The sequence below is a fragment of the Marinomonas sp. 63XJN7_7_ISO-PGPR-S23-202 genome (genome assembly GCF_056173505.1).
This window is the reverse complement of record NZ_CM149677.1, coordinates 2,260,032-2,284,485: the sequence shown is the minus strand read 5'-3', so window position 1 is coordinate 2,284,485 and position 24,454 is coordinate 2,260,032. Positions and strand designations below refer to the sequence as shown.

The 24,454-nt window shown below is 45.4% G+C and carries 26 protein-coding genes; 11 read left to right on the top strand and 15 right to left on the bottom strand.

The window, feature by feature from the left end:
• Nucleotides 1-30: 30 nt before the first annotated feature.
• From AC0VYG_RS10530 to AC0VYG_RS10485, 10 genes are all read right to left on the bottom strand, one after another.
• Nucleotides 31-831 carry a class II glutamine amidotransferase gene (locus AC0VYG_RS10530; RefSeq protein WP_475432229.1) on the bottom strand — a complete coding sequence of 267 codons (801 nt, stop codon included), beginning with the start codon at nt 829-831 and terminating at the stop codon, nt 31-33.
• Complete coding sequence (locus tag AC0VYG_RS10525; RefSeq protein WP_475432228.1) at nt 824-2,698, bottom strand: vWA domain-containing protein; 1,875 nt, start codon at nt 2,696-2,698, stop codon at nt 824-826. Before AC0VYG_RS10525 ends, AC0VYG_RS10530 begins: the two co-directional genes overlap by 8 nt.
• 164 nt (nt 2,699-2,862) lie before the next feature.
• On the bottom strand, nt 2,863-3,342 hold the full coding sequence (locus AC0VYG_RS10520) for a YcgN family cysteine cluster protein (RefSeq protein WP_475432227.1): 480 nt from the start codon (nt 3,340-3,342) through the stop codon (nt 2,863-2,865).
• 2 nt (nt 3,343-3,344) lie between these two features.
• Nucleotides 3,345-3,638 carry a YcgL domain-containing protein gene (locus AC0VYG_RS10515; protein ID WP_475432226.1) on the bottom strand — a complete coding sequence of 98 codons (294 nt, stop codon included), beginning with the start codon at nt 3,636-3,638 and terminating at the stop codon, nt 3,345-3,347.
• Nucleotides 3,639-3,651: 13 nt separating this feature from the next.
• Nucleotides 3,652-4,800 carry a ribonuclease D gene (gene rnd / locus AC0VYG_RS10510; protein WP_475432225.1) on the bottom strand — a complete coding sequence of 383 codons (1,149 nt, stop codon included), beginning with the start codon at nt 4,798-4,800 and terminating at the stop codon, nt 3,652-3,654.
• Between the two features lies 1 nt (nt 4,801).
• The gene (gene recR / locus AC0VYG_RS10505; RefSeq protein WP_475432224.1) at nt 4,802-5,395 is read right to left on the bottom strand and encodes a recombination mediator RecR; all 594 of its coding nucleotides are present in this window, start codon (nt 5,393-5,395) and stop codon (nt 4,802-4,804) included.
• A 9-nt stretch (nt 5,396-5,404) separates the two neighbouring features.
• A complete protein-coding gene (locus tag AC0VYG_RS10500; RefSeq protein ID WP_067017341.1) occupies nt 5,405-5,731 on the bottom strand; it encodes a YbaB/EbfC family nucleoid-associated protein in 327 nt (108 codons plus the stop codon).
• Between the two features lie 12 nt (nt 5,732-5,743).
• Nucleotides 5,744-7,987 (bottom strand): DNA polymerase III subunit gamma/tau, encoded by a 2,244-nt coding sequence (gene dnaX / locus AC0VYG_RS10495; protein ID WP_475432223.1) that lies wholly within the window; start codon nt 7,985-7,987, stop codon nt 5,744-5,746.
• Nucleotides 7,988-8,171: 184 nt separating this feature from the next.
• Complete coding sequence (trhO, locus tag AC0VYG_RS10490) at nt 8,172-9,167, bottom strand: oxygen-dependent tRNA uridine(34) hydroxylase TrhO (RefSeq protein ID WP_475432222.1); 996 nt, start codon at nt 9,165-9,167, stop codon at nt 8,172-8,174.
• A 142-nt stretch (nt 9,168-9,309) separates the two neighbouring features.
• Nucleotides 9,310-10,026 (bottom strand): 2OG-Fe(II) oxygenase, encoded by a 717-nt coding sequence (locus AC0VYG_RS10485; RefSeq protein WP_475432221.1) that lies wholly within the window; start codon nt 10,024-10,026, stop codon nt 9,310-9,312.
• A 144-nt stretch (nt 10,027-10,170) separates the two neighbouring features.
• On the opposite strand from AC0VYG_RS10485, the gene radD reads away from it, so the two are divergent.
• Nucleotides 10,171-11,961, top strand: coding sequence for a DNA repair helicase RadD (gene radD, locus AC0VYG_RS10480; RefSeq protein WP_475432220.1), 1,791 nt, complete (start codon nt 10,171-10,173; stop codon nt 11,959-11,961).
• Here radD and AC0VYG_RS10475 read toward each other — a convergent pair.
• Together AC0VYG_RS10475 and AC0VYG_RS10470 are read right to left on the bottom strand one after the other, a co-directional pair.
• Nucleotides 11,958-12,545: a TetR/AcrR family transcriptional regulator gene (locus tag AC0VYG_RS10475; protein ID WP_475432219.1), complete on the bottom strand. Its 588-nt coding sequence runs from the start codon at nt 12,543-12,545 to the stop codon at nt 11,958-11,960. The two genes, radD and AC0VYG_RS10475, sit on opposite strands and share 4 nt — an antisense overlap.
• A 122-nt stretch (nt 12,546-12,667) precedes the next feature.
• Nucleotides 12,668-13,432, bottom strand: a complete 765-nt coding sequence (locus AC0VYG_RS10470) for a DUF1499 domain-containing protein (RefSeq protein WP_475432218.1) — start codon at nt 13,430-13,432, stop codon at nt 12,668-12,670.
• Nucleotides 13,433-13,733: 301 nt separating this feature from the next.
• On the opposite strand from AC0VYG_RS10470, the gene AC0VYG_RS10465 reads away from it, so the two are divergent.
• Entirely contained in the window at nt 13,734-14,393 is a 660-nt protein-coding gene (locus AC0VYG_RS10465) for a tRNA-uridine aminocarboxypropyltransferase (protein WP_475432217.1), read from the top strand.
• Here the strand turns inward: AC0VYG_RS10465 and AC0VYG_RS10460 are convergent.
• On the bottom strand, nt 14,382-14,858 hold the full coding sequence (locus AC0VYG_RS10460) for a DUF2947 family protein (RefSeq protein WP_475432216.1): 477 nt from the start codon (nt 14,856-14,858) through the stop codon (nt 14,382-14,384). The two genes, AC0VYG_RS10465 and AC0VYG_RS10460, sit on opposite strands and share 12 nt — an antisense overlap.
• 172 nt (nt 14,859-15,030) lie before the next feature.
• On the opposite strand from AC0VYG_RS10460, the gene AC0VYG_RS10455 reads away from it, so the two are divergent.
• On the top strand, nt 15,031-15,207 hold the full coding sequence (locus AC0VYG_RS10455) for a hypothetical protein (RefSeq protein WP_475449909.1): 177 nt from the start codon (nt 15,031-15,033) through the stop codon (nt 15,205-15,207).
• A 213-nt stretch (nt 15,208-15,420) separates the two neighbouring features.
• Nucleotides 15,421-16,068 (top strand): HAD family hydrolase, encoded by a 648-nt coding sequence (locus tag AC0VYG_RS10450; RefSeq protein WP_475432214.1) that lies wholly within the window; start codon nt 15,421-15,423, stop codon nt 16,066-16,068.
• A 42-nt stretch (nt 16,069-16,110) separates the two neighbouring features.
• Here the strand turns inward: AC0VYG_RS10450 and AC0VYG_RS10445 are convergent, their stop codons facing one another.
• Nucleotides 16,111-17,136, bottom strand: coding sequence for a nucleoid-associated protein (locus tag AC0VYG_RS10445; RefSeq protein WP_475432213.1), 1,026 nt, complete (start codon nt 17,134-17,136; stop codon nt 16,111-16,113).
• Between the two features lie 79 nt (nt 17,137-17,215).
• Between AC0VYG_RS10445 and AC0VYG_RS10440 the strand changes: the two genes are divergently transcribed.
• The 6 genes from AC0VYG_RS10440 (at nt 17,216) to AC0VYG_RS10415 (ending at nt 22,625) form a co-directional block, all read left to right on the top strand.
• Nucleotides 17,216-17,530 (top strand): hypothetical protein, encoded by a 315-nt coding sequence (locus tag AC0VYG_RS10440; protein WP_067017540.1) that lies wholly within the window; start codon nt 17,216-17,218, stop codon nt 17,528-17,530.
• A gap of 100 nt (nt 17,531-17,630) precedes the next feature.
• On the top strand, nt 17,631-18,053 hold the full coding sequence (locus AC0VYG_RS10435) for a VOC family protein (protein WP_475432212.1): 423 nt from the start codon (nt 17,631-17,633) through the stop codon (nt 18,051-18,053).
• Between the two features lie 224 nt (nt 18,054-18,277).
• Nucleotides 18,278-18,958 carry an OmpA family protein gene (locus AC0VYG_RS10430; protein ID WP_475432211.1) on the top strand — a complete coding sequence of 227 codons (681 nt, stop codon included), beginning with the start codon at nt 18,278-18,280 and terminating at the stop codon, nt 18,956-18,958.
• Between the two features lie 342 nt (nt 18,959-19,300).
• Complete coding sequence (locus AC0VYG_RS10425; protein WP_475432210.1) at nt 19,301-19,867, top strand: hypothetical protein; 567 nt, start codon at nt 19,301-19,303, stop codon at nt 19,865-19,867.
• Nucleotides 19,864-21,012, top strand: coding sequence for a GGDEF domain-containing protein (locus AC0VYG_RS10420; protein ID WP_475432209.1), 1,149 nt, complete (start codon nt 19,864-19,866; stop codon nt 21,010-21,012). Before AC0VYG_RS10425 ends, AC0VYG_RS10420 begins: the two co-directional genes overlap by 4 nt.
• A 428-nt stretch (nt 21,013-21,440) precedes the next feature.
• Complete coding sequence (locus tag AC0VYG_RS10415) at nt 21,441-22,625, top strand: NupC/NupG family nucleoside CNT transporter (RefSeq protein WP_475432208.1); 1,185 nt, start codon at nt 21,441-21,443, stop codon at nt 22,623-22,625.
• Nucleotides 22,626-22,780: 155 nt separating this feature from the next.
• Here AC0VYG_RS10415 and AC0VYG_RS10410 read toward each other — a convergent pair whose 3' ends face one another.
• Complete coding sequence (locus tag AC0VYG_RS10410; protein WP_475432207.1) at nt 22,781-23,236, bottom strand: DUF3574 domain-containing protein; 456 nt, start codon at nt 23,234-23,236, stop codon at nt 22,781-22,783.
• 272 nt (nt 23,237-23,508) lie between these two features.
• Between AC0VYG_RS10410 and AC0VYG_RS10405 the strand changes: the two genes are divergently transcribed.
• The gene (locus AC0VYG_RS10405; RefSeq protein WP_475432206.1) at nt 23,509-24,432 is read left to right on the top strand and encodes a restriction endonuclease; all 924 of its coding nucleotides are present in this window, start codon (nt 23,509-23,511) and stop codon (nt 24,430-24,432) included.
• The last annotated feature ends 22 nt before the right edge of the window (nt 24,433-24,454 follow it).

Below are 24,454 nucleotides of genomic sequence, written 5' to 3'. Positions count from 1 at the left end.
CCTTTCCCCTAAAAAAGGACAAGACCTAGATTATGCAGTATCTGACAGGTCGTTGGGTTTGATCTGACTAACCACTTCCCCACCTTTAAACACGCATAATTCCCCTTCTAGCATTTGTTGCCAAGTTTCATCATGGGTTAAGGGTTGTGTGGCGATCACGGTAACAACGTCTTTGTCCGTGGTAACCTCTTTAAAATCAACAATCACATCTTCATCGGATAAGGTCGCTTTTCTAAAGGGAGCTCGTCGAGTGATCCAGTGCAGTTTCGTAGTACAAAAGCAATATAGCCGCACGCCATCAGACAGCATCATATTAAAAACCCCCTTGTCCTTAAGTTGTGAGGCAAGTTCAAAGATGCCGACACTTAATACATCCAGTTCTGGCTCAGTATCGCCAAATTGCTGGGAAAGCTGTTCTACAATCCAACAAAAGGCGCGCTCTGAGTCGGTATTGCCAAGGGGTTGATGAATGCCAACGGGCAACCCTTGGAAACCTTCTAATTGCCCATTGTGAGCATAGGACCAGGTTTTGTCCCATAAAATACGACAAAAAGGATGGGTATTGGGTAAGCTCACCATGCCCACGTTCGCTTGACGAATGTGACTGATCACGATGTCACATTTAAGCGACGTTTTACTCATCACTTCAGCCATGTCTGAATCGGCGCTAGGACGCGGATCATGGATGGCCCAGACTTGTCCGTCCCGATACATTGCCATGCCCCAGCCATCTTTGTGAGGTCCCGTTCGGCCACCCCGTGCTCGTAAGCCGGAAAAACTAAAACAAATGTCCGTTGGGACATTGGCACTCATACCTAATAACTCACACATCGTCTAGATCATCATCCTGGAAGTCGTCGTAGCGATTACGACGACGGCTACGTCGAATTACGAAAACTATCACCGCTAACAATAAGACAACCCCAGCAGCAATGCCCAAGTAGACTAGCAAACTGTCGGCACCAAAGGTTTCGGCATCTTGTGCGCTGCCATCCCCTTGGTTATTAACGCCTGCATCATTGGCTGCTTGTTGATTATCCGTTGTCGGAGTATTGCCCACTAATTCAACATTTGGCTCAACCAAAACAGGCGCCACATTTTGTTCAGACTCAACTAACACGGTTGAGGTGGGTGGTGTAGACGAAGCAACACTGCCCTTTTCCACATAAACCGGGTCTGACCCATTGCGGTGGATGGTCCAAGTGGGTGTCCAGTACTCAATACGCGTACCGGACTGGGTAACCCCTATTAATCTTGCCCGAGCCTTGATATTGGAATTGCTAGCAACAGGAATCACTTTATTCCAATCACCATCTTTCAATTTGGCCATTTGATCAAATTGTTTGGTACCATCCGCGAAGGTTAATTCCAAACGCACATTGGAACGTTTAATATCCAGTTTGCCATTAGAGGGGTTAGCAGAGACCGTCACTAAGTTATCACTGCTGCTTTTAATCGAAAAGTTAACAGGCGGTCGGACCGTAAAATATTGACTCATTTTACGATCCAGATTTTTTCCAATAAAGTCCGTTGTTAAAACATACTCACCCGGTTGTGACAGGCCTTCTATGCGATTTTTAAAACGGCCTTTTAAGGGATCCAAATCCGTCTTAAAAATAACGTCCTTGCTGCTACCTACCAGACGGGTCAATATCTGTTCAACATCCCCACGGGGAATTTGTGCGCCTTTTAAAGCCTGATCATCTCTAAACAAAGACGCCGTTGAATAAATAGGCTCGTTAACAAAAGTCACAGGGGCGATTTTGGTCACTTTTAAGTTCAAATCAGAAATCGCTCGCACTTTCACACGGGACAAATTCACATCATCCACGTGCCACTCACCGACTGCCGGATTGGTAATAGTAACCAGCGTAAAATGAGGCCCCTCGCTCACTGAAACATCGGAACGGTTTGATAACACTAAATTTTTGCCATTGGGCTGCACAATCGTCGGCAACCCGCCCGCTTCGTGTAGTGACTCGATGGAAATTTGACTAACGGATGGGTCCACTTTGAAATGGTCATCGATAAGCGGTAGCTCTTGATAAGGCATGCTTTGCGAGAAAATACGATCAAACGCATCCAGCATGTTTTCTGGCACGGCGGCTTCTGTATGGGTTGCGTTGGTTCTAAAAGACAGGTGATCCAATAAGGCTCTATCGGAATACCCTGTTAGTGAGATAGTATGAAGATGAATGCCTCGCTCTTCCAACTGTTTGGTTATGTCCGTCCAAATACGCTGACGGGAGGCTTGGTTCACACTTTCATCCAAGCTTAAATCGACATTGCCATCGGTGATTAAAATCCAATCTTGTTGGAACCCAGGTTTGAGCGAACCAGCAGCGGGCGTCTTCAGTAAAAGATCTAGAATGGACTCCACATCCGTCTTTAAATCCTGTGTCACATAGCTTTTAAGATAATTCGCCAATTTGACTCGGCTGGCTTCCGTGACATCCGTTTCAGGAAATAAAACCCTTGGCTGCTCACCAAAAAGCCAAACACCGATTGTCGCTTTTCCTTCTGGTGCAAGTTGAGATAAAAGCCGAATTGCTTCAGGGGTAATTCTGTCGGGGTCGCTGGTTTGCATACTGCCAGAAGCATCAACCAGAATACGAAATTGCGTATCTGCCCGACTAAGAGAAGACCACGTCGAGACAACAACAAGAGTCAATACTGCATAGACTTTAAACCATTTCACGTCTGATAACTCCTTAGCATGAACACAATAAACGTATCATTTCGCTGAGTCGCTGATCTCAAAAACAGAACTGATTAAACCGTACTAAGCAAGTGTGACCAAGCCAGTGTACGAATCGAACAGCACTAAGACACGGCGTGCCAGCATACAGTGAGTCGCCCTTATCAAGCGGCATCATAAGGTTTCGGCATACCATGAACCCATTTAATCGCATGGGTTTCCCAATCTTCTTCCGCCACCTTATTCTCACTGATCGCATAATCACGAACCGTCAGTCCTTGACGCAACATCTCACGATGACTTCCTACGACCAAGGGATGCCAATTCGGCAAATCCCCTGTTTCTTTTAATACCCGATAGCTACAAGTATCTGGCAGCCAATCAAACTCGTCAATTTGTTCCGGCGTCAACGTAATGCAAGAAGCCACTTTCTCTTGTCGAGTGGCATAGACTGTACATTGACACTGACCAATATCAAGCTGCTCACAGGCCAAATTGGTGTATACAACTTCCCCTGTGTCTTCATCTTCTAACTTTTGCAGACAACACTTACCACATCCATCGCATAGAGATTCCCACTCATCTTTAGACATATCAAACAACGATGTAGTTCGCCAAAATGGCTCATAACGCTTGGCAATCATGGTTAATAAACCGCCTCAGTCGGCGTCTTATACAAATCCAATAAATAGTCTTCTTTCGCAGGTGGTAGCTGCAAATAGAAGCCCTTTTCCTTAATGTCTTGAATGACACTTTCAGCATTGGCTCGTGCCAATTTGCTGTCTTTGGTCAAGAGCATCGTCATGGCACTGATGCCCGAACCAAAACGCGTCATTAGATCCTCAGGAATCTCTTTTAAGCCAACGCGTTTTTCTACATACAAGTACATGCCATCTTTTTTAGAGGAGCGAAATACTTCAACGATCAAGTGCTGTTTCATAGTGTTCTCAAGGTTACGGTTTTTCAGATTTAAAACGTTCTAGAATTGGATTAATAATCGCCTCACGACGCCATCCGGTCATCGCAGGATTGTGCCAATCAATTGGTGTTCCATCAAACAAGTGGCGCACAATAGGATCCAACAGTTTTCGTTTCATCATCGCTTCTGGCGCAATCTGTAACGCTGTGGCTCGTTCTCGCACAAAAGCCTTAATCTCTTTGGTCAGCTCACCGGCTTGAGAAGGCAGTGGCACCTCTAAAGGCAATTGGAACTCGTCACGGGAAAGGCTTTTCACTATGGCCACTTTTTTGAGAATCTCCTCGCCATAAAGACGATGTTGTCGCCCGGTCAACTCTTCCGTGTTGGCGATCGCCTTATGGTGATCGGGTAAATTTTTCCCCAACGCCCACAAGGTTCTGTCTTTCAAGATCTGCCCTTTGGGAACATCTTCCTTACGTGCCTGTTCGTCTCGCCATATGTACAATAAACGCAGCAACGTTAATCCTTCAGGCGAAAGGCGCCAAGCGGCTTTAATACCGTCCCAGTTTTGCTCAGGATCGGCATTCACTTGGTATTGCCATTTCAAGGATTCACAATCCTCAAGCACCCAATCGAGCATGTTTTTTTCTTGTAAACGTGCCACTTGTAGTGGGTATACCTCGGCCAAATACACAACATCCAACGCCGCATAGCGTTTCTGCGCCTCCGTCAATGGCCGCTGAACCCAGTCAGAACGAGTCTCATCTTTTGCCACTTCAATTTGCAAGTATTCTTGGATCAACCTCACATAGCTAAGAGACCATTGCCCTCCCGCGTAGGCTTCACCAATTTGTGTATCGTAAAACGGCGCAGGCAAGACACCTAATAGACGATCAAACACATCTAAATCTTCAGAGCAGGCATGAAATACTTTCATGACAGATGGATTGACCATCAACTCCCGCAAAGGTTCCCACGCATCAATCGTGAGCGGATCGATCAGTACCGCCTTATCCCCTTCACTGATTTGGATAAGCCCTGTTATGGGGAAGTACGTCGTACGACGGATAAATTCCGTATCCACCGCAATAACAGGCAACTCGGTCCAGTACTGACACCATGATGCCAGCGACTCGTTATCATCCACCCAGACAATATTTAAAGCGTGTTCTTGGTTATCCATGCTAGAGTTTTTTCCTACCCTCTAGCGCCAAAGCCAGAGTGTTACCATCTACGTATTCCAGTTCACCGCCCATGGGCACCCCATGAGCGATACGACTAACGTTGATGTTTTTGGATTTAAGTTTTTCAGCGATGTAATGGCAGGTTGCTTCGCCTTCGACCGTTGAGTTGGTTGCGATAATCGCTTCTTCCACATGATTGTATTCGACCATTTTCTCTAGGTGTTCAAGCCCCAGCTCTTCCGGCCCAATACCATCAATGGGAGACAAATGCCCAAGTAAGACAAAATAGCGACCATCAAACGTACCTGCCGACTCAATCGCAATCACATCGGCTGGCGTTTCCACTATACACAGCCTTGTTGCATCGCGCTCTTCATCACGACAAATACTGCACTCGGATTCTTCAGTTAAGGTACGGCAGCTAGAACAGCGGCCGACCTTGTCCAAAGCATTACGTAGTGCACTTGCTAACCTATCCGCCCCTTGATGCTCTCGTTCCAAAAGATATAACGCCATCTTTTGAGCCGATTTAGGGCCAACACCGGGTAAACACCGGAGCGACTCAATCAATTCTTTAATTAAGGGACTAAACAAGCACTTCTCCTAGAACGGCATTTTGAAACCAGGTGGAAGAGACATGCCAGCCGTCGCCGCTTCCATTTTTTCTTTTTGACCCACTTCGATTTTACGAACGGCATCGTTCATCGCAGCGGCCACCAAATCTTCTAGCATTTCTTTGTCGTCTTCAAACAAAGAATCGTCAATGGAAACACGTTTGACATCATGACGGCCTGTCATAACCACTTTCACAAGGCCTGCGCCTGCTTGGCCTTCAACTTCCATATTGGCCACTTCTTCTTGGGCTTTTTGCATGTTTTCTTGCATTTTCTGCGCTTGGCGCATCATGTTACCCATTCCACCTTTAAACATAGTCGTCTCCAATTAAGCTTTCACTTTAACAGTATCATAAATCAGTTGTGCACCCATCGTCTGCGATAGAGCTTGCACAACTGGGTGCGAATTAAGATGATCAATCGCCACTTGCAACGCTTCTGCGCGCTTGCTGGCGGCAAATTCCTCAGCGGTGACTCCCCTAGTATCTTCGACCGTATCGATGATCAAAGGGACATGCAGAGAGAAAAAGTCGCTTAAGGCTCCTTGTATTTGCTCATAGCGTGTTTGGTTCAACATATGGCCATATTCTAATGGCACCTCCAAACGAACCCCTTGCTCGCTGGCGTCAACCAAACTCGAATTCATTAGTATATTTTGTACCAGCCCTGTTAGTGGCAACCTAGGGGCCACCAACCACCACAGCTCCATCGTGAGATTCTGATAGTGGGCAATTTCAGGCAACGGCATCCCTAATGCTGGCTGAGACACTGTATCCTGCTTTCTGTGAGCGGGCACATCGGCCTCAACTTCTTCCGGAGCGGCCGCTTCCTCAGTAGAAGGCTCATCACTATCGGAATGGCCAAGGGCTTCGACTAAATCCGCCGCCGGATTAAAAGGATCAGATACATCGGCAATGGCTCTTTCTTCTGCCTCTTCTTCATCCTCTTCGTCGTCCCCATCCTCTTCTATAGCGGCGGCTTTTACTTTTTCAACGACCGCTTCAATATGCTTGCTCGATGGCAGTATGGCATCTTGCGGCTGACTTTCGTCTGTATCACTTTCCAGCTCTGGCTCCATTTCAGGTTCAGAGGAGGAATCTGTTTTTATTTGAGCGCGCTCACTGGTCGTATTATCGACATCAGATACCGGCGAAACTTCATCATTTTGCGTAGCTTGCGGGACCTGCGGCCCCAGTTCAGGAGAATCTTCCCAAGGGGGACGCTCAGATTCAGGTACTGACTCGCTGATAGGGTTGGACAACTCAGCGTCGTCTCTAGCCGATTCAAAACTGTCTTCGGTCAATTCAGGGCTACTTCCAGTTAACTCTGCTCCGTCTTCGGGTTGCACAGTACTCTGTTCAGACAATTCAGCCTCTGGAGATACTGGCGAATGTGCTTGAGTCGGCCCATCGGCAACGGCTGTCGGCTGGGCAACCTCTGTCTGGTACGATTGCGGCGGAGCGGCATGACTCACTCTCATAGGTGGTGCTGGGCGAAAAGCGATCAAGCGGAGCATCAACATCTCAAAGCCAGAACGTGCCGTGTGCGCCAAATGCAAATCACGACGACCTATCAATAAGCTTTGGTACATCATCTGAATTTCTTCAGCGCTCACTGTCGCGGCGATATGTTGAATACGAGCAAGGTCGCCCAACTGATCCAACAAGGCACCAGGCACTTGCTGCTCAATCGCCACACGGTGCAAGACGTCCAGCAAACTGCCACAAATGGCGGAAAAGTCCGGCTGATAGTCGGCAAGCAATTCCACTCGTTGTAATACGTCAGCGGCATTCTTAGCGGCCACACTTTCCAGCAAATCCATCACTTGGGACTGATTCACCAACCCTAACATGGCCGTTACACCGGATTCCGTAATCGTTCCATTACCAAAGGCAATGGCTTGATCCGTCAAACTTAGCGCATCGCGCATACTGCCGTTCGCAGCTTGACCGATTTGCCATAACGCAGGCATATCAAAGGAAACTTGTTCGGAATTCAGCACCGTTTGTAGATAGTCCACCACTCGCTGTGGCGACATATTTTTCAGATTGAACTGCAAACAGCGCGACAAAATCGTCACAGGAAGCTTTTGTGGATCCGTCGTCGCTAATAAGAATTTAACATGCGGCGGCGGCTCTTCCAGGGTTTTTAACAAGGCGTTAAAAGAATGGGTCGATAGCATGTGCACTTCGTCGATCAAATAGACTTTAAAGCGGCCACGAGTGGGCGCATATTGCACATTTTCCAGAAGTTCGCGGGTATCTTCGACCTTGGTTCGAGACGCCGCATCGACCTCAATCAAATCGACAAAACGCCCTTCAGCAATTTCGACACAACTGTCGCACGTGCCACAAGGCTCAGGGGAAATACCATGGGTTTCGCAGTTTAAACATTTAGCAAAAATACGGGCGATGGTGGTTTTCCCCACACCGCGAGTGCCACTAAATAAATAAGCGTGATGAAGACGCTGCTGGCGCAAAGCATTGACCAACGCTTGAAGGACATGGTCTTGCCCAGCCATTTCAAGAAACGTCTGCGGACGCCATTTACGTGCTAAAACTTGATAACTCATGATAGATACTGGCTAATAAAAAGCGATTTTTTATTGTACGGCAGTCCGAGCAATTTCGAAACCATTCAAACTCAAGTTTTGCAGCGTTAAGATGGGGATAATACTAAAAATATCATTTTATAGATCAGTAGCTTAGCATTTAATCAATCGACTCACCCAGAGGCTCTGAGTGAGTCGCAGGCAATTAATTTACCTTTTGCTCATGAATTTTACGCTGGCGCTCACGCTCTAGCTCTTTTTCACGACGGTGTTTTTCCACGGCATCCATGACTTCCGCCCCAATATGGGCTTCGCCGCGCTCTTTGGCCAATTGCACTTGGCGTTCACGCTCAATAAAACGCTGGCGCTGCTCATCCGTGTATTTGTCAAAACAATGTGGGCAACTTACCCCTTGCTGGTAGCGCTCGTCTTGTTTTTCTTCTTCGGTAATCGGCATACGACAAGCATGACACTGGTCATATTGTCCTTTTTCCAAGCTATGATTTACCGATACACGGTTATCAAACACAAAACAGTCGCCTTCCCATAGGGACTCTTCTTGTGGCACTTCTTCTAAATACTTAAGAATACCGCCCTCAAGATGATAAACCTCTTCAAAGCCTTGCTCTTTTAAGAAAGCAGTAGACTTTTCACAACGAATCCCCCCAGTACAAAACATGGCCACTTTTTTGTGCTTCGCCGGGTCTAAATTTTCTTCCACATAACTTGGGAATTGACGGAAAGTGTCCGTTTTAGGGTTTACTGCGTTTTTGAAGGTACCGATTTGGTATTCATAATCGTTACGGGTATCGATCAACACCACATCTGGATCAGAGATAAGATTGTTCCATTCCGTTGGCTTGACGTACGTTCCCACCACACGCTTAGGATCGATGCCTTCAATCCCCATGGTGACGATCTCTTTTTTCAGCTTCACCTTGGTACGATAGAAAGGCATGTCATCATCGAAAGACTCTTTATAGCCAATGTTTTCTAAGCCTGGCTGTTGATCCAACCACGCCAACATCGCATCAATACCTTCGCGCGACCCAGCCACCGTACCATTGATGCCTTCGCTAGCCAACAATAAGGTACCGCGAATCCCGTTGTCTTCTAACACCGTCTGTAGCGGTTCACGTAAAGATTCAAAATGGGGCAACTCGACAAATTTGTAGAGCGCACAAACAACAACTTTAGACACTTTCTTTCTCCTATGCGGTCTGGAACGTAAAACCAGAGCAATTAAACAAGCGGCGCATTATAGAGATTTTTTCAGGACATTTCGAGTCTGATTTGCAGCTTCGAATACGGGGCGACCTAAACGATAAATAAAGTGAAAGTGATTATTGATCTGGGTCGAGAGTCTTCGCAGTGGTGTTATTAACGCGAAACCACCCGGCAATACTGTGGCGAGTGCGTTTCGCCACCTTGACCTCGTGGTAAAAATTCTCACTTAAAAACACCGCCAGCCGACCCTTTTTCGGGAAAAAACGCCCAATTTCCATATCAGGATTATGCTCGTCGTACACCACAAGCTCACCGCCATCCCCATCTTGCCAATCGTCGTTAAGATACAAAACCGTAGATAACACGCGGTTGCTTTTCCCCTTAAAGGCATCAAGATGCTTTTCGTAAAACGCGCCTTTTTCATAGCGGGCAAAGTGTGCCTCGTAATCAAACAACCCCAAGAAGAACTGACGATTCAACACAACGCGCAGCGCTTCCATTTCATCCAAAAAGGTTTTACGGGTGGGGGTTACTGGGTCAATCCATTGGATATAATCACGGCGGGCATCCAAAGCGACTTGGTGATCCTGTTTACGGCCAATACCCGCTTGCAGCATGGTGGCATTGCGAATACTTTCCGCTTCTTCCATCAGCTTTTCCGTAAACGCCTGCGAGAAAAAATCGTCCTGAATACTCCAGCCTTTGGCCTGCAAATCGTTCAACAACAAAGCAAACGGCTCAATGCGACTAAACGCAGGCAACAATTTTTCAGGTAAATCATCAGGCAGCAGCTCAGCCGCATCAAGCTGAGAAAGGGTCGTATCACAAGTCATATCAATTTCATTCGCATTAAAAACGGCATTATTGCCAAAGCATTATGATACTGTAGCACACGCCATAACACACGAATTTCGTTACCGATAAGTGACTGGTGTCATGCTTCCCAACAACATTGAGACGTGCTATTTTTCGCAGCCATGAAACAGCCTTACGTTCTTCGCGATTATCAGCAACAAGCGGTTAACGCGACCTTATCCCATTTTCGAAAAAGTGCCGATCCAGCTATCATCGTCCTACCTACCGGTGCTGGCAAAAGCCTAGTCATTGCCGAGCTCAGCCGCTTAGCACACGGTCGCGTGATTTGCTTAGCCCATGTAAAAGAATTAGTCGAGCAAAATCACGCCAAATTTCTCGCGACAGGCTTATCTGCAGGCATTTTCTCCGCTGGACTCAATCAAAAGAGCGCTACGGAAAAAACCACGTTCGCCAGCATTCAGTCTATTTCGGCTCATTTGGATGCGTTTCAACAGCCTGCTAGCCTCATCATCATTGACGAATGTCATCGTGTTGAAATGGCAGAAGACAGCCAATACCAAAAAACCCTAGCCCATTTTTTAGCATTAAACCCCAACACCAGAATATTGGGGTTAACCGCCACCCCCTATCGTTTGGGTTCTGGTTGGATTTATCACAGCCACTATCATGGTTTTGTCCGTGATGCCGTCAATACATTTTTTAAACGCTGCATCTATGAATTACCGCTCCAACATATGGTGAAAAACGGTTATTTAACCAAACCCATTCACTATGATGCAGCCATTGCCCATTATGACTTTAGCTTGCTCACCGAAAGCTTAGATGGTGAACAAGACACCGATGCCATCGCGTTAAATGAACTCATCCACAAACACCCGCGAGTCACACAAGCCATTACAGAACAGATCGTGCAGCTCAGTCAGGATCGCCAAGGCGTAATGATTTTTGCTTCCACCATTGAGCACGCCACCGAGATCGTAGGCTATTTAAAGCATCTAGAACACAAGCAAGCAGACACGACAAAAGAATCGTCCATTGCTCTCATTACAGGTAAAACCCCCAATAAAGAGCGAGACAGATTAATCAATGAATTCAAAGCCAAGCACATTAAATATTTGGTGAACGTATCGGTACTGACTACAGGGTTCGATGCCCCCCATGTGGATGTGATTGCCATTTTACGTCCGACCCAATCCATTAGTTTATTTCAACAAATTGTCGGCCGAGGCTTGCGCTTAAGCCCAGGCAAAAAAGACTGCTTGATTTTGGATTACACCAACAATAGCTACAACATTTTTCAACCTGAAGTGGGCGAAAAGAAACCCACCAAAGACTCAGAAGCCGTCTTAGTACATTGCCCTGAATGCGACTTTGCCAACATATTTTGGGGCAGAAAAGACAGTGAGGGCAATATCATTGAGCATTTTGGACGTCGCTGCCACGGCTTGATGGACACACCCCATGGCGAAGAAGAATGCACCTATCGGTTTACCTTCAAACGTTGCCCACACTGTAATGAAGAAAATGACATCGCCGCACGCCATTGCACCCACTGCCATGAGCGATTGATCGATCCAGACGATCAGCTGCGCAACGCACTCAACTTAAAAAATAACAAGGTCCTACGCTGCTCCGGTATCACACTCACCTTATTAAAGGCTGAGCAAGCCATCAAAGTGACCTACCACGATGAAGACGGCAGCACGCTCAGTGAATCTTTCTTTTTTAATCAGAAAAAATCCCGACAACGCTTTAATGAGCAGTTTGGCCGACGTATTGCCAATGGCACTCATCCATTGACGTTTGACACGCCAGAAGACGCTATCAAATTTGAGTCCTACTTTCCTGCGCCAGATTTTGTCATCGCCAAGAAGCAGAAAAATTACTGGCAAGTCAGTGAACGGTTATTTGATTACCAAGGACCATATCGAAAGGCAAACGAGCCCCACTAACCCGCCTTCTTTTGTGCATTTTTAAAAGACACATCAAAGGGCAAGTTTAAATTACTCAAACGCTCAATCGCTTTAACACCCAACACACCAGAAGGCAGAGCATCAAACAACACCATGCAAAAATTCGCGGCCATATTTTCGGCAAAAATGACGGCCGTTTTTTCATCGACACCCACGGACTTAAAGCGCCGAGTAACCCCCTCCGTCATCACTGACAGTTGTTTACTGTGATAACCTCCATGGGCCAAACTATCAAACAATGCCAAACGGGCAAACTCAGAGTACTGATCATAAAAAACAAAGAGAACTTGGGCCATTTGCAGCAAGTAATCGGTTGGGGATTGAGAATGTGTTTGTGCGTCCGCGGCCTCGCGAAGGGCAACGTCCATTTCGTCGAAGAAAATATCTTTTACTAGGGAAAGCTTATCAGGGAAGTGAACAAATAAGGTGCCAACAGACACACCAGCCTGAGCGCTTAAATAACGCGTGCTCGTATTTTCTATGCCATTGTCTAAAAACGCTTGTTTGGCGATACGTTTAATTTTGGCGCGAGTATTGGCCTTTTGAGTTTGACGCAAGCTCACAAAACATCCCTCTTGATATCAGTATGTTTTGGAGTTTATCCTGTCCCAATTATGAACACGAGTCTATTTTTCACTCAAAAGACCACAAAGATAATTTTTCACTTAACTTTTAGCTTTCGTCATTAATTAATAAAACGCAGCCGCTGCATTTGATCGGGATTAAGACTCGCCGACAACGAAGACATAAACCTAACAATGCGCTTTGCATTGACACCAAAATCCCCCTTGCCAACACGGGAACAAGAACGCATATCCACGCGAGTCTTGCCATTTTTTGTCGTCATAAGGCGTATCACCACATCATCACGAAAACCAAAAATAGGCGTTCTTGCCGTCGCTTCGATTAACCCCACTTCCGGATAGGAGGCAACCAGAAGCCAATCGTTATCCAACACCAACTTTAGTGCTTTTTGAAACACCACGCTTTTGCTCTTGGTGGTGAAAAGAGGCTTCACATTGGGATAAAACTTTTTCTGAATACTCGCCCACTTTTTATTATATGAAAGGCTATTCTCGCCAGCGTGTCGCAAAAAATCGACATTTATATAGGCAGGAGGTGTCACCGTATCGGTCGTGATATCGTTAATTTCAGGCAACCCAGAGCGTTGCACGTAAAAAACAATCCACATGGTGCTGTATAACACCGTTAGTACCAGCACCAAATAAAAGAAACGGGTCGTCGCGGCATTGCACTCTTTACGACAGACGATCAAGGAAATCACCGCCAACAAAGACAATACAAGAGAAGCGATGACACTCTTTTTTAATAATGCAAACCCTGTTACAGGGTCAAAAACACCCACTCTAACACCAGCGATGGATATAAAAGCTAAGCAACCAACCAACATCAGGAGTACGTATAACACGGGCGAGATGTAGCGACTCATAAAATACTCAGACAAAAGATATATACCTCACACCTTAGCCTGCTAACGCCGCCTCGAACAGAACAACCCTTAACCTTTAATTCTTATTCCTCAATTTTTGCTTATTTTTCGTCAATATATACGCAAATCATAGCAAAGAACGTCGCCTAGTTATTGATTTTCAATGACTCTGTCGAAAAATACGCTAGAATAACGCCCTCAAAAAATCATTCGCATCTGTGCAAATTAACAACAAACTATGCCCTTAAAACACCCTCCCCACTGTGTTGATAGACTCCGTCAACAATGTCAGCAAAACGCGATGCGCCCTTTCATCGCTCGTGGCTCTAACGCCACCCGCTGCCCCTCCTGTTTGATGGCGGAATTTGCCTGTTTTTGCCAGCATAGAAAGACCAGTGAGGCTCCCTTCCAGTTTATTTTGCTCTTCCATCGTGACGAGATACATAAACCAACCAACAGCGGTAGACTGATTGCCGATTTGTACCCCAACGACACTCAAGCCTTTATTTGGGACAGAACACAGCCACCAGAATCTCTTATTAAGCAACTTAAAGCCGCCCAAGGGCATTGCTCCATCTTGTTCCCCAACACCCCTACCGCGCAATCACAAAATCGACAACCCCAAACCTTACCACTGCCTACTCCGCCAGAGGGCAACAAACACACCTTTATTGTGCTAGATGGCACTTGGAAACAGGCCAGTAAAATGTTTCATCAAAGTGAATGGTTAAAAGCCGTTCCCCACCTCGAAATCAACAGCGAAGCGCAACGGTCTTTTTTAGTCAGGCACTCCAGCCACCGCATGCAATTTGCCACCGCCGAAGTGGTCGCTCTACTGATGGACAGTCTCGGACACCAACAGGAGGCAACCAATCTATTAGCCTATAACGGCCTCTTCAATACCCATTGCCTTAACAGTCGAAAACGAGGCAACGAGAAGACAGGCGACTTAACGGCGTAATAACAAGGTCGCCATGCCATCAGAATGAAATTGTACCGCTTGATTTTTTTTGCGTCCCACGAGAATCGGACCATTATCCAAAAATAGAAAAGCCTTCCAAGTACGTTTAAATACTGCCCAAGGCATTTCGAACACTAACTCGTTATGACAGCAGAAAAAGACTTTTGTCTCCTCTCCCCAAGTAGCAACATGAGCCAGAATCTCCTCGGGCAATTCCTCCTCTGTGGAGTCCCAACGCTTTTCCCATGCCACTTTCTCCCCTTGTCGCTCAGCTTGGTTCGGCCAGTCTTGCTCCGTGAAATGATCGGGGTGAATTTGGTTATCACTAATATAATCACGCCACACCGACGCCGCGCCTTGCTCATCCTGCAAGCGAATCTCAGCAAGATCCTGAGCCGTGACTTTTGGGTCTTCGCGCTTAAAAATCCAATTTTTTGAAAAACTGTCTAACGATGTGTATGCCATTATTTCCTTCGCAAACCGTGAATGATGAAAAAAAGTAACCAAATAGATGAAAAAGGATCGTTTGTTCGTAACCGCATCCCCCTCTATTATTATAATTGTTGTAATAAAACAACATTTTGAAGCAAGAGCACGAACAAGTGCTCATCAAAAAATACTTAATAAGGAGTACATTATGGATTCTCAAGAACAATACGAAGCACTATTAAAATCATGGGGCTTTGAAGACCGCAGTGTAGAACGCCAAGCGCGTCGTGAAAAAATGGTTCGTGCAGCAAAAGTTGTTATCGCTTTCTGCAAAGATATGATTCTTCACGCTCGCAAACCACGTTCTCACGCAACAAGCCACTAATGCTGAACGGCACATTGAAACAAATAATAATACTTAGACCCAATTTTCGGGCAACAGTATAACCTATTTGATACATTTTAAGGGGAGAAAAACAATAAAACCCCCTCCCTTCCTCTTCGTTACCCTCACACCTTTTATCTTAACCTTACACCTTCTTTCATACTTTGAAATTCGCTATCATCCAAGCTCACACATAACCTAAATTGTTTTTTTATGACTGAACAATACAAAGCCATTCTTTTTGACTGCGACGGCGTCATCGTTGATACAGAAAACATCTCTAACCAAATATTAAAAAAACAATTTGCCCGCTATGGCCTCATCGTTGACGATGCCATGCTGCACGAGCGCTTCTCAGGCTATAGCAGCAAGAAGAACATTGAGACAGCCGAAGAAATGCTTGGTAAGGCTTTACCAGAGTCATTTGAAAGAGACTTCAGAGAAGAGTTTCAAGACACCATTAACCATCATTTAGAACCTATTGATGGGGTACGTCAGTTATTAAGCAAAATAACGGTACCCATCGCCATGGCGACAAATGCGCGACGGGATGAAATGGAGTTCAAACTCCACAAAATTGGCCTAGCAGAACGCTTCGCAACCCGTTTTAGTTTTGATGATGTGGCCAATGGCAAACCTTTTCCCGACCTCTACCTAAAAGCCGCCGCGGCATTGGGGGTTGCCCCAGAAGATTGCATTGTCATTGAAGACTCCATTGCCGGAATTACCGCAGGGCGAGCCGCCGGTATGCGTGTTTTTGCCTTTAGCGAAACACTATCCGCTGACAAACAAACCGCCGCTGGCGCAACGGTTTGTTTTGATACCATGGAAGAACTCGAAAAGCTGCTCGGTTTGCACTAGCTTGGCGGCGATTATTGCTCACCAAACCAGCAACAAGACCGACTAGCTCATGGATTTTAATTGCTTTAGCAGACTCTTTGGCAACTCTTTAATAGTAAGAGTGCCAGTGTCTGCATCAAAGTGAACCGTCTCACCAAGCAGATCACTGTCAAAACTCATGGTGAGTGCTCTTGAACTCCCTGAAAGGCGCGTTAGTTTTTTCAACCCAGCCTTCTCGACGAAAATCTCTTTTTCCATTTTAAAACTGTCTGAATCAGCGATTTCCAAAAACTTATTGGCCTGTTCTACGGAAAAGCGCGTTTCCACTTCATGGGCAATGTCCTTAATCTCCAACGGCTCCCGCTCTTCCGCTTTGCTTTGACAATGCTCTGACACCACACGCTTAAAATCATTTGCCTGCTTCGATGGCAAGCCTTCAGATTGACAAAACGCCGAGGTCAGATCCACCAGCTTGCGGGTTTCTTTGGCGGCTGCCTTTGGCTCATCGCAACCAATAAATTGTGTAAAATACTCACTTTCAAATTTAGGGGCCCGACCAAAACGAAAGGCAATGTAGCGCCCTTCATCCTCTGCCTGCCAGGCGCTAAGGTTAATGCGTAACGCCATATGGAGCTTTTCCATTTCAATTTGTTCTACTTGCGACAAGCTCAAATCCGCCCCGAGACCAATGCCTTGCTTGCGCTTTAACAAGACAATGTATAAAAAATGCGTGTCATGCAGCTCATAATGGTTAAACCACAACAACCCGCCTTCCGCTTCTTCAACATTTTCTAAATACTTTAAGTACTCGGCCGCACACTCCTTAGAAAAACCAGCAAAATCTAGAAATGCCTCGTCTTTAAAGTGCTTCGTCAGCAGCGCTGGCAGCTGTGATCCCTCCTCACTGCCATGTGGATTCGAAAAGCGCCCCGTATTCATTCCGGAGCGATTAAACAAATTAGTAACCTGTTCAGAGAGCGCTTGGGCCTGCATATCGACCGGATTTTCATTAGGACGCGCAATCAATATTGCTTTTCGCTCACCTTCATGCTTTTGAATTTCATGAACAATTAAGTTGGTAATAGACACCAGCAACCTCTTACGTTTAGTATGAATAGATTATGACCACGCCTTTAGAGAAGGCAATTCAACACCGATAGCACGACTTATGATCAAACCTAAAAGCACAAAGAAAGACACACGCAAAGAGATTGATTCTCTCGTCGAGGAATTTATCAAAGCTAAAGGACAGATCCAGCAAGTTGAAATGGGAGAATCTGGTCTTGTTGATGGCAAGTATAACACGAGCCATATAGGCTTTACCGAGCCAAAAAAAGAGCGTACACCACTAAATCACATTGTGGCCGCTTTAGATGAGCGCAAACACCCAAAACACAAATCATCCAGCATTAAAAAACGTCCTAAAAAGAAAATCATCTACGATGATTTTGGCGAACCGATACGCTGGGTATGGGAAGAATAGTGCAAATATTTCCCGCGAGGTGTTCTTCATTGTCCAATACCTTTATTATATCGATATATCTCAATATGGGCATCTTAATAGAGACCAACAAGGAGCACTCATGTCAGTACGATATCTACACGCCATGATCAGAACCGACAAGCCTGAAGAAAGTCATACCTTCTACACCCAAGGTCTAGGCCTTATTCAGACTCGCCGCATGGACAGTGAAAAAGGACAATTTTCGCTTATCTATTACGCAACAGAAAAAGGGGCACCGGAAGTGGAGCTCACTCACAACTGGGACGATCGAACCTATAGCGGCGGCGATCAATTTGGTCACCTTGCTTTTGAAGTAGACAATATCTATGACGTCTGTGCCAATTTGCAGTCCATGGGTGTCACCATCTTGCGCCCCCCACGGGATGGTCACATGGCATTTATCAAAGACCCGAACAACATCTCCATCGAGCTATTGCAAAAAGATGGCAGCCTTGAACCCGCAGAGCCTTGGTTATCCATGGAGAACACTGGTTCTTGGTAACATTCCTATTTGAATAAACAGCCTGATTACAAAACATTTATTTTGATTACATTCGATTACAAAAAATGTTTTGTAACAGGCCTTCACTACATTTGCACTACAGTCCAGCCCACCTAAATCTCCTAACCTGTATAGAGTCAGAAGTTGAGCAGTGCTTTTTCTTCTAGAAACAAACCAAGAGAACACTCTCAAAAAATATGAGCCTAGTCATTTAGGAGACTCTAATGGACCGCTATCGTTTTATGACGCTTTGCGTCATAACCAGCTTATTTACTCTTGCACAGAATGTCTTTGCTGAGACAGATACTAAACTGTTCCCCAAAGATAGTACCTATAACAACAATGCCAGACTTTATAGCAGCGCGATTCAAACAAGACTCAATGACCAAGATGGAGATGGTGTCATCAATGCTCGCGACCTATGTCCGAACACACCACCCAATGCCGTGGTTAACAACGATGGCTGCTCGATTCAATCCTCTAAACTGCTCACCTTAGACATGAAAGTCCTGTTTGATTCAGGTAAAGCGATTGTCAAACCTAAATTTTATCCGCAAGTCAAAAGACTGGCCGACTTCTTGAAAAAATACCCGAAAAGCCACGTCAAAATTGAAGGCTACACAGACAATGTTGGCAACCAAGTATACAACTTAAACCTATCTCAACGACGGGCGTCTGCCATCGCTGATGTATTGGTCAACACTTTTGGCATTTCACCCGCTCGAGTGGAATCCATCGGATACGGTCAGAGCAATCCTATTGCTTCTAATAAAACAGCGGCAGGAAGAGAGCGTAATCGCCGGGTGGTTGCCGAAGTCTTCGCGAAACAAAAAGCTAATAGCGTTCGCTGGAACATCTACAGCGTCGATAAAAATCAAAATACCGCTTTTAATACAAGAAATTAGACACGTCAGCCACCTTTTAGACTTTGCGAGCTGCTAAGGGCATGACCATAACCACCACATAAAAAAACAACAAGCGTTATAAAGGCGGTTAAGCCTTTATAACGCTGTGTGTTATCCCTCTCTACACAATCCACCCATAACTCAAAGACATATCTTAAAATCTACTTAACCAAGAGAAACAAAGTTACCTCTCCCTTACTGACGATAATCATGCTTGCCCCCCTCGACTTTTCTTTAACCACTTGTTCAAAAGATAACCTTTAGAATAAGTGACGAGAGCAAAAAGCGCGTCTATACTACTTCTTTGCGGTTTCTTTAGTTTTTTGTTTCTAGTAGGTTGTCATGGTCAAAGCATGTTGTTACCAAAAAACCATATCAAACAATAAAGATATAAACAAAATTTATATCATATTATTACCCATCTTCACTATCATCATGATGCTATCGTCGCCAAGTGCCGATGCAATGACCGTCCAAGCGGTTTATGACTCTCCCTCTAAAGACACCACCCCCATTTTAGAACTGGGTCTTCCAGAGCACACAACCATTCTTTCTATGGCCGATATTGAAAGCTTGCCGATATACAAAACGGACAACATGACACATTTTGACGGCCCCTCCGGGCAATTCTATGGTGTCTGGCTGAATGACCTGTTAGCAAAATACCATCTTGAGAATGCGCCGCGACTACGCTTTACGGCACTGGATGGTTACGAAGTGTTTATCGATCAAGCAAACCGCGAAAAACGGCAATATTTTTTAGCCACTCGATTAAATAACCGCCCCATTACAACCGACAACCTAGGCCCATTGATGCTTCTGATCCCTTATGATCTCAACCTACCAGCCACCCAAGCCGAATCTAAAAGCCGCTGGATTTGGGCCCTTCATACCATAATCGCCCAATGAAAATAGCCACTTCCGCAAAAAAAATGCACCTTATTGTCTGGCTGATTTTTATTTTCTTTTTAATTCTGTGTATTGGATCCTTGTCTTATTTCCAAAAACAGTCACGCCAATTACTGGGGTCTAACTTTACCGCGCTGGTCATTGATGTAATGCAGGCAGAGGAAGACTCTCACTTATTAAAACGCGCCCTATTACAACTAAAAAGCAACAGCCCCTATTTTGAAATTAACGACCTAAAAGCGATTCGTTTAAGGCTGCAATATCGCTTTCCAATCATTGTCAGAAAAATGCAGAACAGCTCATTTGATCCGAAAACTTACATGCCTTATATAAAAAAGCTGCAAATGTTAAAAGGTTTGCTGCCAGAACTCGCTAATCGCATTGAGACCTACCAAAAAGACCCAAGCACCAAAGTATCCCTTGTCAGTTTATTAACAACATTTGATGTCAATATGAGCTTTGCCTATAACGAATTACATACCATGATTCAGGTCAATTCGGACATAGAGCGCCGTTTAAAAAACAAATTGACCATGCTGATTTGGGGGTTAGTCTTTGCGTTCCTTTGCACGCTATTTGCCCTATGCATCGCCATTACTCGTTTATATTCCAAAAGAGAAGAGCTCACCATACAAAGCAACGTGGACCATCTTACTCAATTACCCAACCGGCGTTTTATTGCAGAAAAGACCCAAGAGATTCTATCCGAAGCCCCGGATTTTATTGGTCTCGCCATTTTAGACCTTGACCACTTCAAAAAAGTGAACGACTTATTTGGTCATCCAGCGGGAGACGAAGCACTCAAAGCCATCGCCAACCTCCTCAAGCAACACATCACGGCCCCTCATGTTGCTGCACGCCTTGGTGGCGAAGAGTTTTGTATCTTATTTACCAATATTTCAGAAAGGAAAGCCAATGCCATTTGTGAAGACATTCGACAGGCCGTCGAAGAAAACAACATCCCAATCAACAACACCACCACCCACGTAACCATTAGTATTGGCCTGTATTGCCAAGCCACACCTTGTTACGGTCAAGCCTTTCGCCATATCTACCAGCTGGCCGACAATGCTCTCTATCTAGCGAAGAAACAGGGAAGGAACCAAGTCGTCATGTTTCAAAAAGAAGTAATGGATCACGCTTAACCGCGCCCTCTCTAAGTAAAGAGAGAAACAGCAAATCGACCTTGACAGGAAAGTGAATCGTTACGATTCACTTCTAACCATGGAAAAACAGCATAAAGTTAAGCATAATACTGCCCATAAGGTCAGGGTTCTTGCTGTATGGAAGCAGAATAACGAACGTAGAGAGACCTTTACACGATGTCACGAGCGGCGCCAAGACGCAGCAAAAACAGACGAGAAAGCGGAGTTTATCGCTATAAATGAGCATTTTGAGTCTGTTTTTAACAAAGTATTGGCAAGCGCAATAGTCGTGCAAAAGTCTCGTAGATTTTTTAAATGGCACTCCCCCCTAATGCCAGTAACATGCCAAGCAAACACTAATACCCGATGGTAATACATCCAGTATTAGCGAACGTGCTTGAATTTCATAACTTATCAGTGGAAAGACTATGCTTCCGATATTTCACTTTATCTTTGCGTTATTGGTTATCTTTGCCTTAGCCGCACTAGTCAGTTACGACCGTAAAAAGATCCGTTTTCAATACATCGCCCTCATGATTATTATTGAGCTTGCCATTACCTGGTTTCTGCTCAACTCATCATACGGCCTAGCCTCTATTCAAAGCGTTGCCACAGCGTTTGAGAAATTGATGAAATTTGCCGGAGAAGGCACCGACTTTGTCTTTGGCAATATGAACAAACAGGGGTTGGCATTTGTCTTTATCAACGTGCTTTGTCCTATCATCTTCATCTCCGCGCTCATTGGCATTTTGCAGCACTTTAAAATCTTGCCTTGGATTATTCGCATCATCGGCACCATTTTGTCCAAAGTGAATGGCATGGGGAAACTGGAATCCTTTAACGCCGTTAGCCCATTATTGCTTGGTCAATCAGAAAACTTCATTGCCTATAAAAGCATTTTGAGCAAACAGTCACCGCGTCGCATGTACACCATGGCAGCAACCGCCATGTCGACCGTGTCCATGTCCATCGTAGGGGCCTACATGACCATGCTAGAACCCAAATACGTGGTACTGGCACTCATTCTTAACCTCTTCAGCACCTTCATTATTCTGTCCATTATCAACCCATACCGCCCACACGAAGAGCCAGAACCCGAACTAAACGACATGCATGAATCGCAAACCTTCTTTGAAATGCTTGGCGATTACATTCTAGCGGGCTTCCGTGTGGCCATGATTGTCGCGGCCATGTTAATTGGTTTTATCGCCTTAATCGCCCTACTAAACGCAATATTTAGCAGCCTCTTCGGCTTAAGCTTTCAAGACATCATGGGCTACCTGTTCTACCCACTTGCTTGGGTCATCGGCATTCCCGCACACGATGCGTTGCAAGTTGGCAGCATCATGGCAACCAAACTGGTGTCCAACGAATTTGTCGCCATGTTAGAAGTGCAGAAAATTGCTTCACAACTTGAACCCCGTAGCCTTGGCATTCTGTCAGTCTTCCTGGTTTCCTTTGCTAACTTTGCCTCCATCGGCATTGTGGCTGGCGCGATCAAAGGTGTCAGTGAAGAACAAGGTAATGTGGTCTCTCGCTTTGGCTTCCGTCTTGTTTACGGTGCAACGCTAGTGAGCTTGTTGTCTGCTGCTGTGGTGGGCGCGATTTTATAATCGCCCATAATAAAGACACAAAAAACCATTAAAAAAGAGGTCAAGCGACCTCTTTTTTTTGATAAATACATTATGGAATTTACAGATAAACAGAGCGTTTACCTATAAGAGAGCTGACTCAGCGCTAGAATAAACGCACTAGAACGAGAACACGATTAGAAAGACACGCACTCAGGTGAATCCACACGCATCACAGACTCTTGCTGAAATTGCTTTCTGTACAAATTACGCAACGCTTCAATCTTCTTATTACTGGCTTTGTCATTGGTAGGATAAATCAGCATCAGCGCACGACTGTCTTCTTTCGCCACCTTACCGTCATTTCCCAACCATTGGCCTTTCGCCGCAAACACCGTTAAACCATCACGAAAACGCGGTGTGACTTCTTTATCAACAAACCCTTGCCACTGAGCCTCAGTAACCACCCCGCCCGCAGGACGACTCATACCAAAATACAAGGTTGTCTGCTGCATTTGATCACCTACTGTACACGCCATAGTGGGCGCCGCAGACGCCTCTTTAGAACCCATCTGCGCACAGCCAGACATACTCAAAACCGCTACCGAGAAAACACCAACCACCACACTACGGCGAAAATAAGACTTCTTCATACTGTTTACCTTTTAGCCAAATACAAAGCGCCCGAAAACGCCAACAACGAAAATAAGAGACCTTACCGTTCCGTCGAAAAGCCACCCACTAAGAAATGAATTTGAGGAGCATTTTACTGTAAACCGTATAAAATTTGCCAGCAATAAGGAAAACAGAGAAAGCCAATAGCAAGCTCCCTGCTCAAGCACCACATCTTGTCCAAAAATAAAAATGAAGCCTAAGAGCACTTTACGGTAGAATAAACAAAAGTTTGCCAGCATTAAGGAAGAGCATGATCCCTAACTACCAAGACTGCATGAGGCCTTTTTTGGAAGCCGTCAACAATGCATCGGATGCGGAAGTAAAATTAAGAGACATCATTACGGCCATTAGTGATCATTTCCAACTTTCAGAAGCGGAACGCGCTGAACCTTTGCCCAGCGGCAAACAACCCATCATCGACAATCGTGTGGGTTGGGCACGCACCTATCTGAGCAAAGCAGGTTTAATCGAGAGCCCACGCCGCGCCCATTTTCAAATTACTCAACGTGGATTAAACGCCCTAAGCGACCCAAACGCAGAGATTAATACCCAATATTTAAAACAGTTTGAAGAATTCATCGACTTCACTAACACCAGTGCGAAAACAAACGATGCCACACCACTAGAACAACAAAACGTCGACGCCAACGACACCCCCGACGAAGTATTGCGTAATGCCTACAAAACCATCAACGACGCCCTCGCCCAAGATATTCTAGAGCGCACTCGCAACGTCACGCCGGCTTTCTTTGAACAACTGCTTATCAATCTACTGATTGCCATGGGTTACGGCGGCACAGAAGAAGGCACAGCCCACGCGCTGGGCAAGTCAGGAGACAATGGCGTAGACGGCGTTATCAACCAAGACCCGCTCGGCGTAGATCAAATCTATATCCAAGCCAAACGTTATAAACAAGGCAATAACATCAGCTCTGGCGACATTCGCGACTTCTTCGGCGCACTCAACCTAAAAAATGCTCAGAAAGGTATTTTTATCACCACTTCAGACTTTACCACCTCAGCCGTAGAAACCGCCCAACGCCTGAATACACGCATTGTTTTAATCAATGGAAACGAACTCGCTAAGCTTATGTTGCGGTACAATATCGGCAGTCGAAACGAACAGACCTTACAGATCAAAAAGATAGACGAAGAATTTTTTGACCAAGTTTAAACCGTCATTGCAACAGCATAAG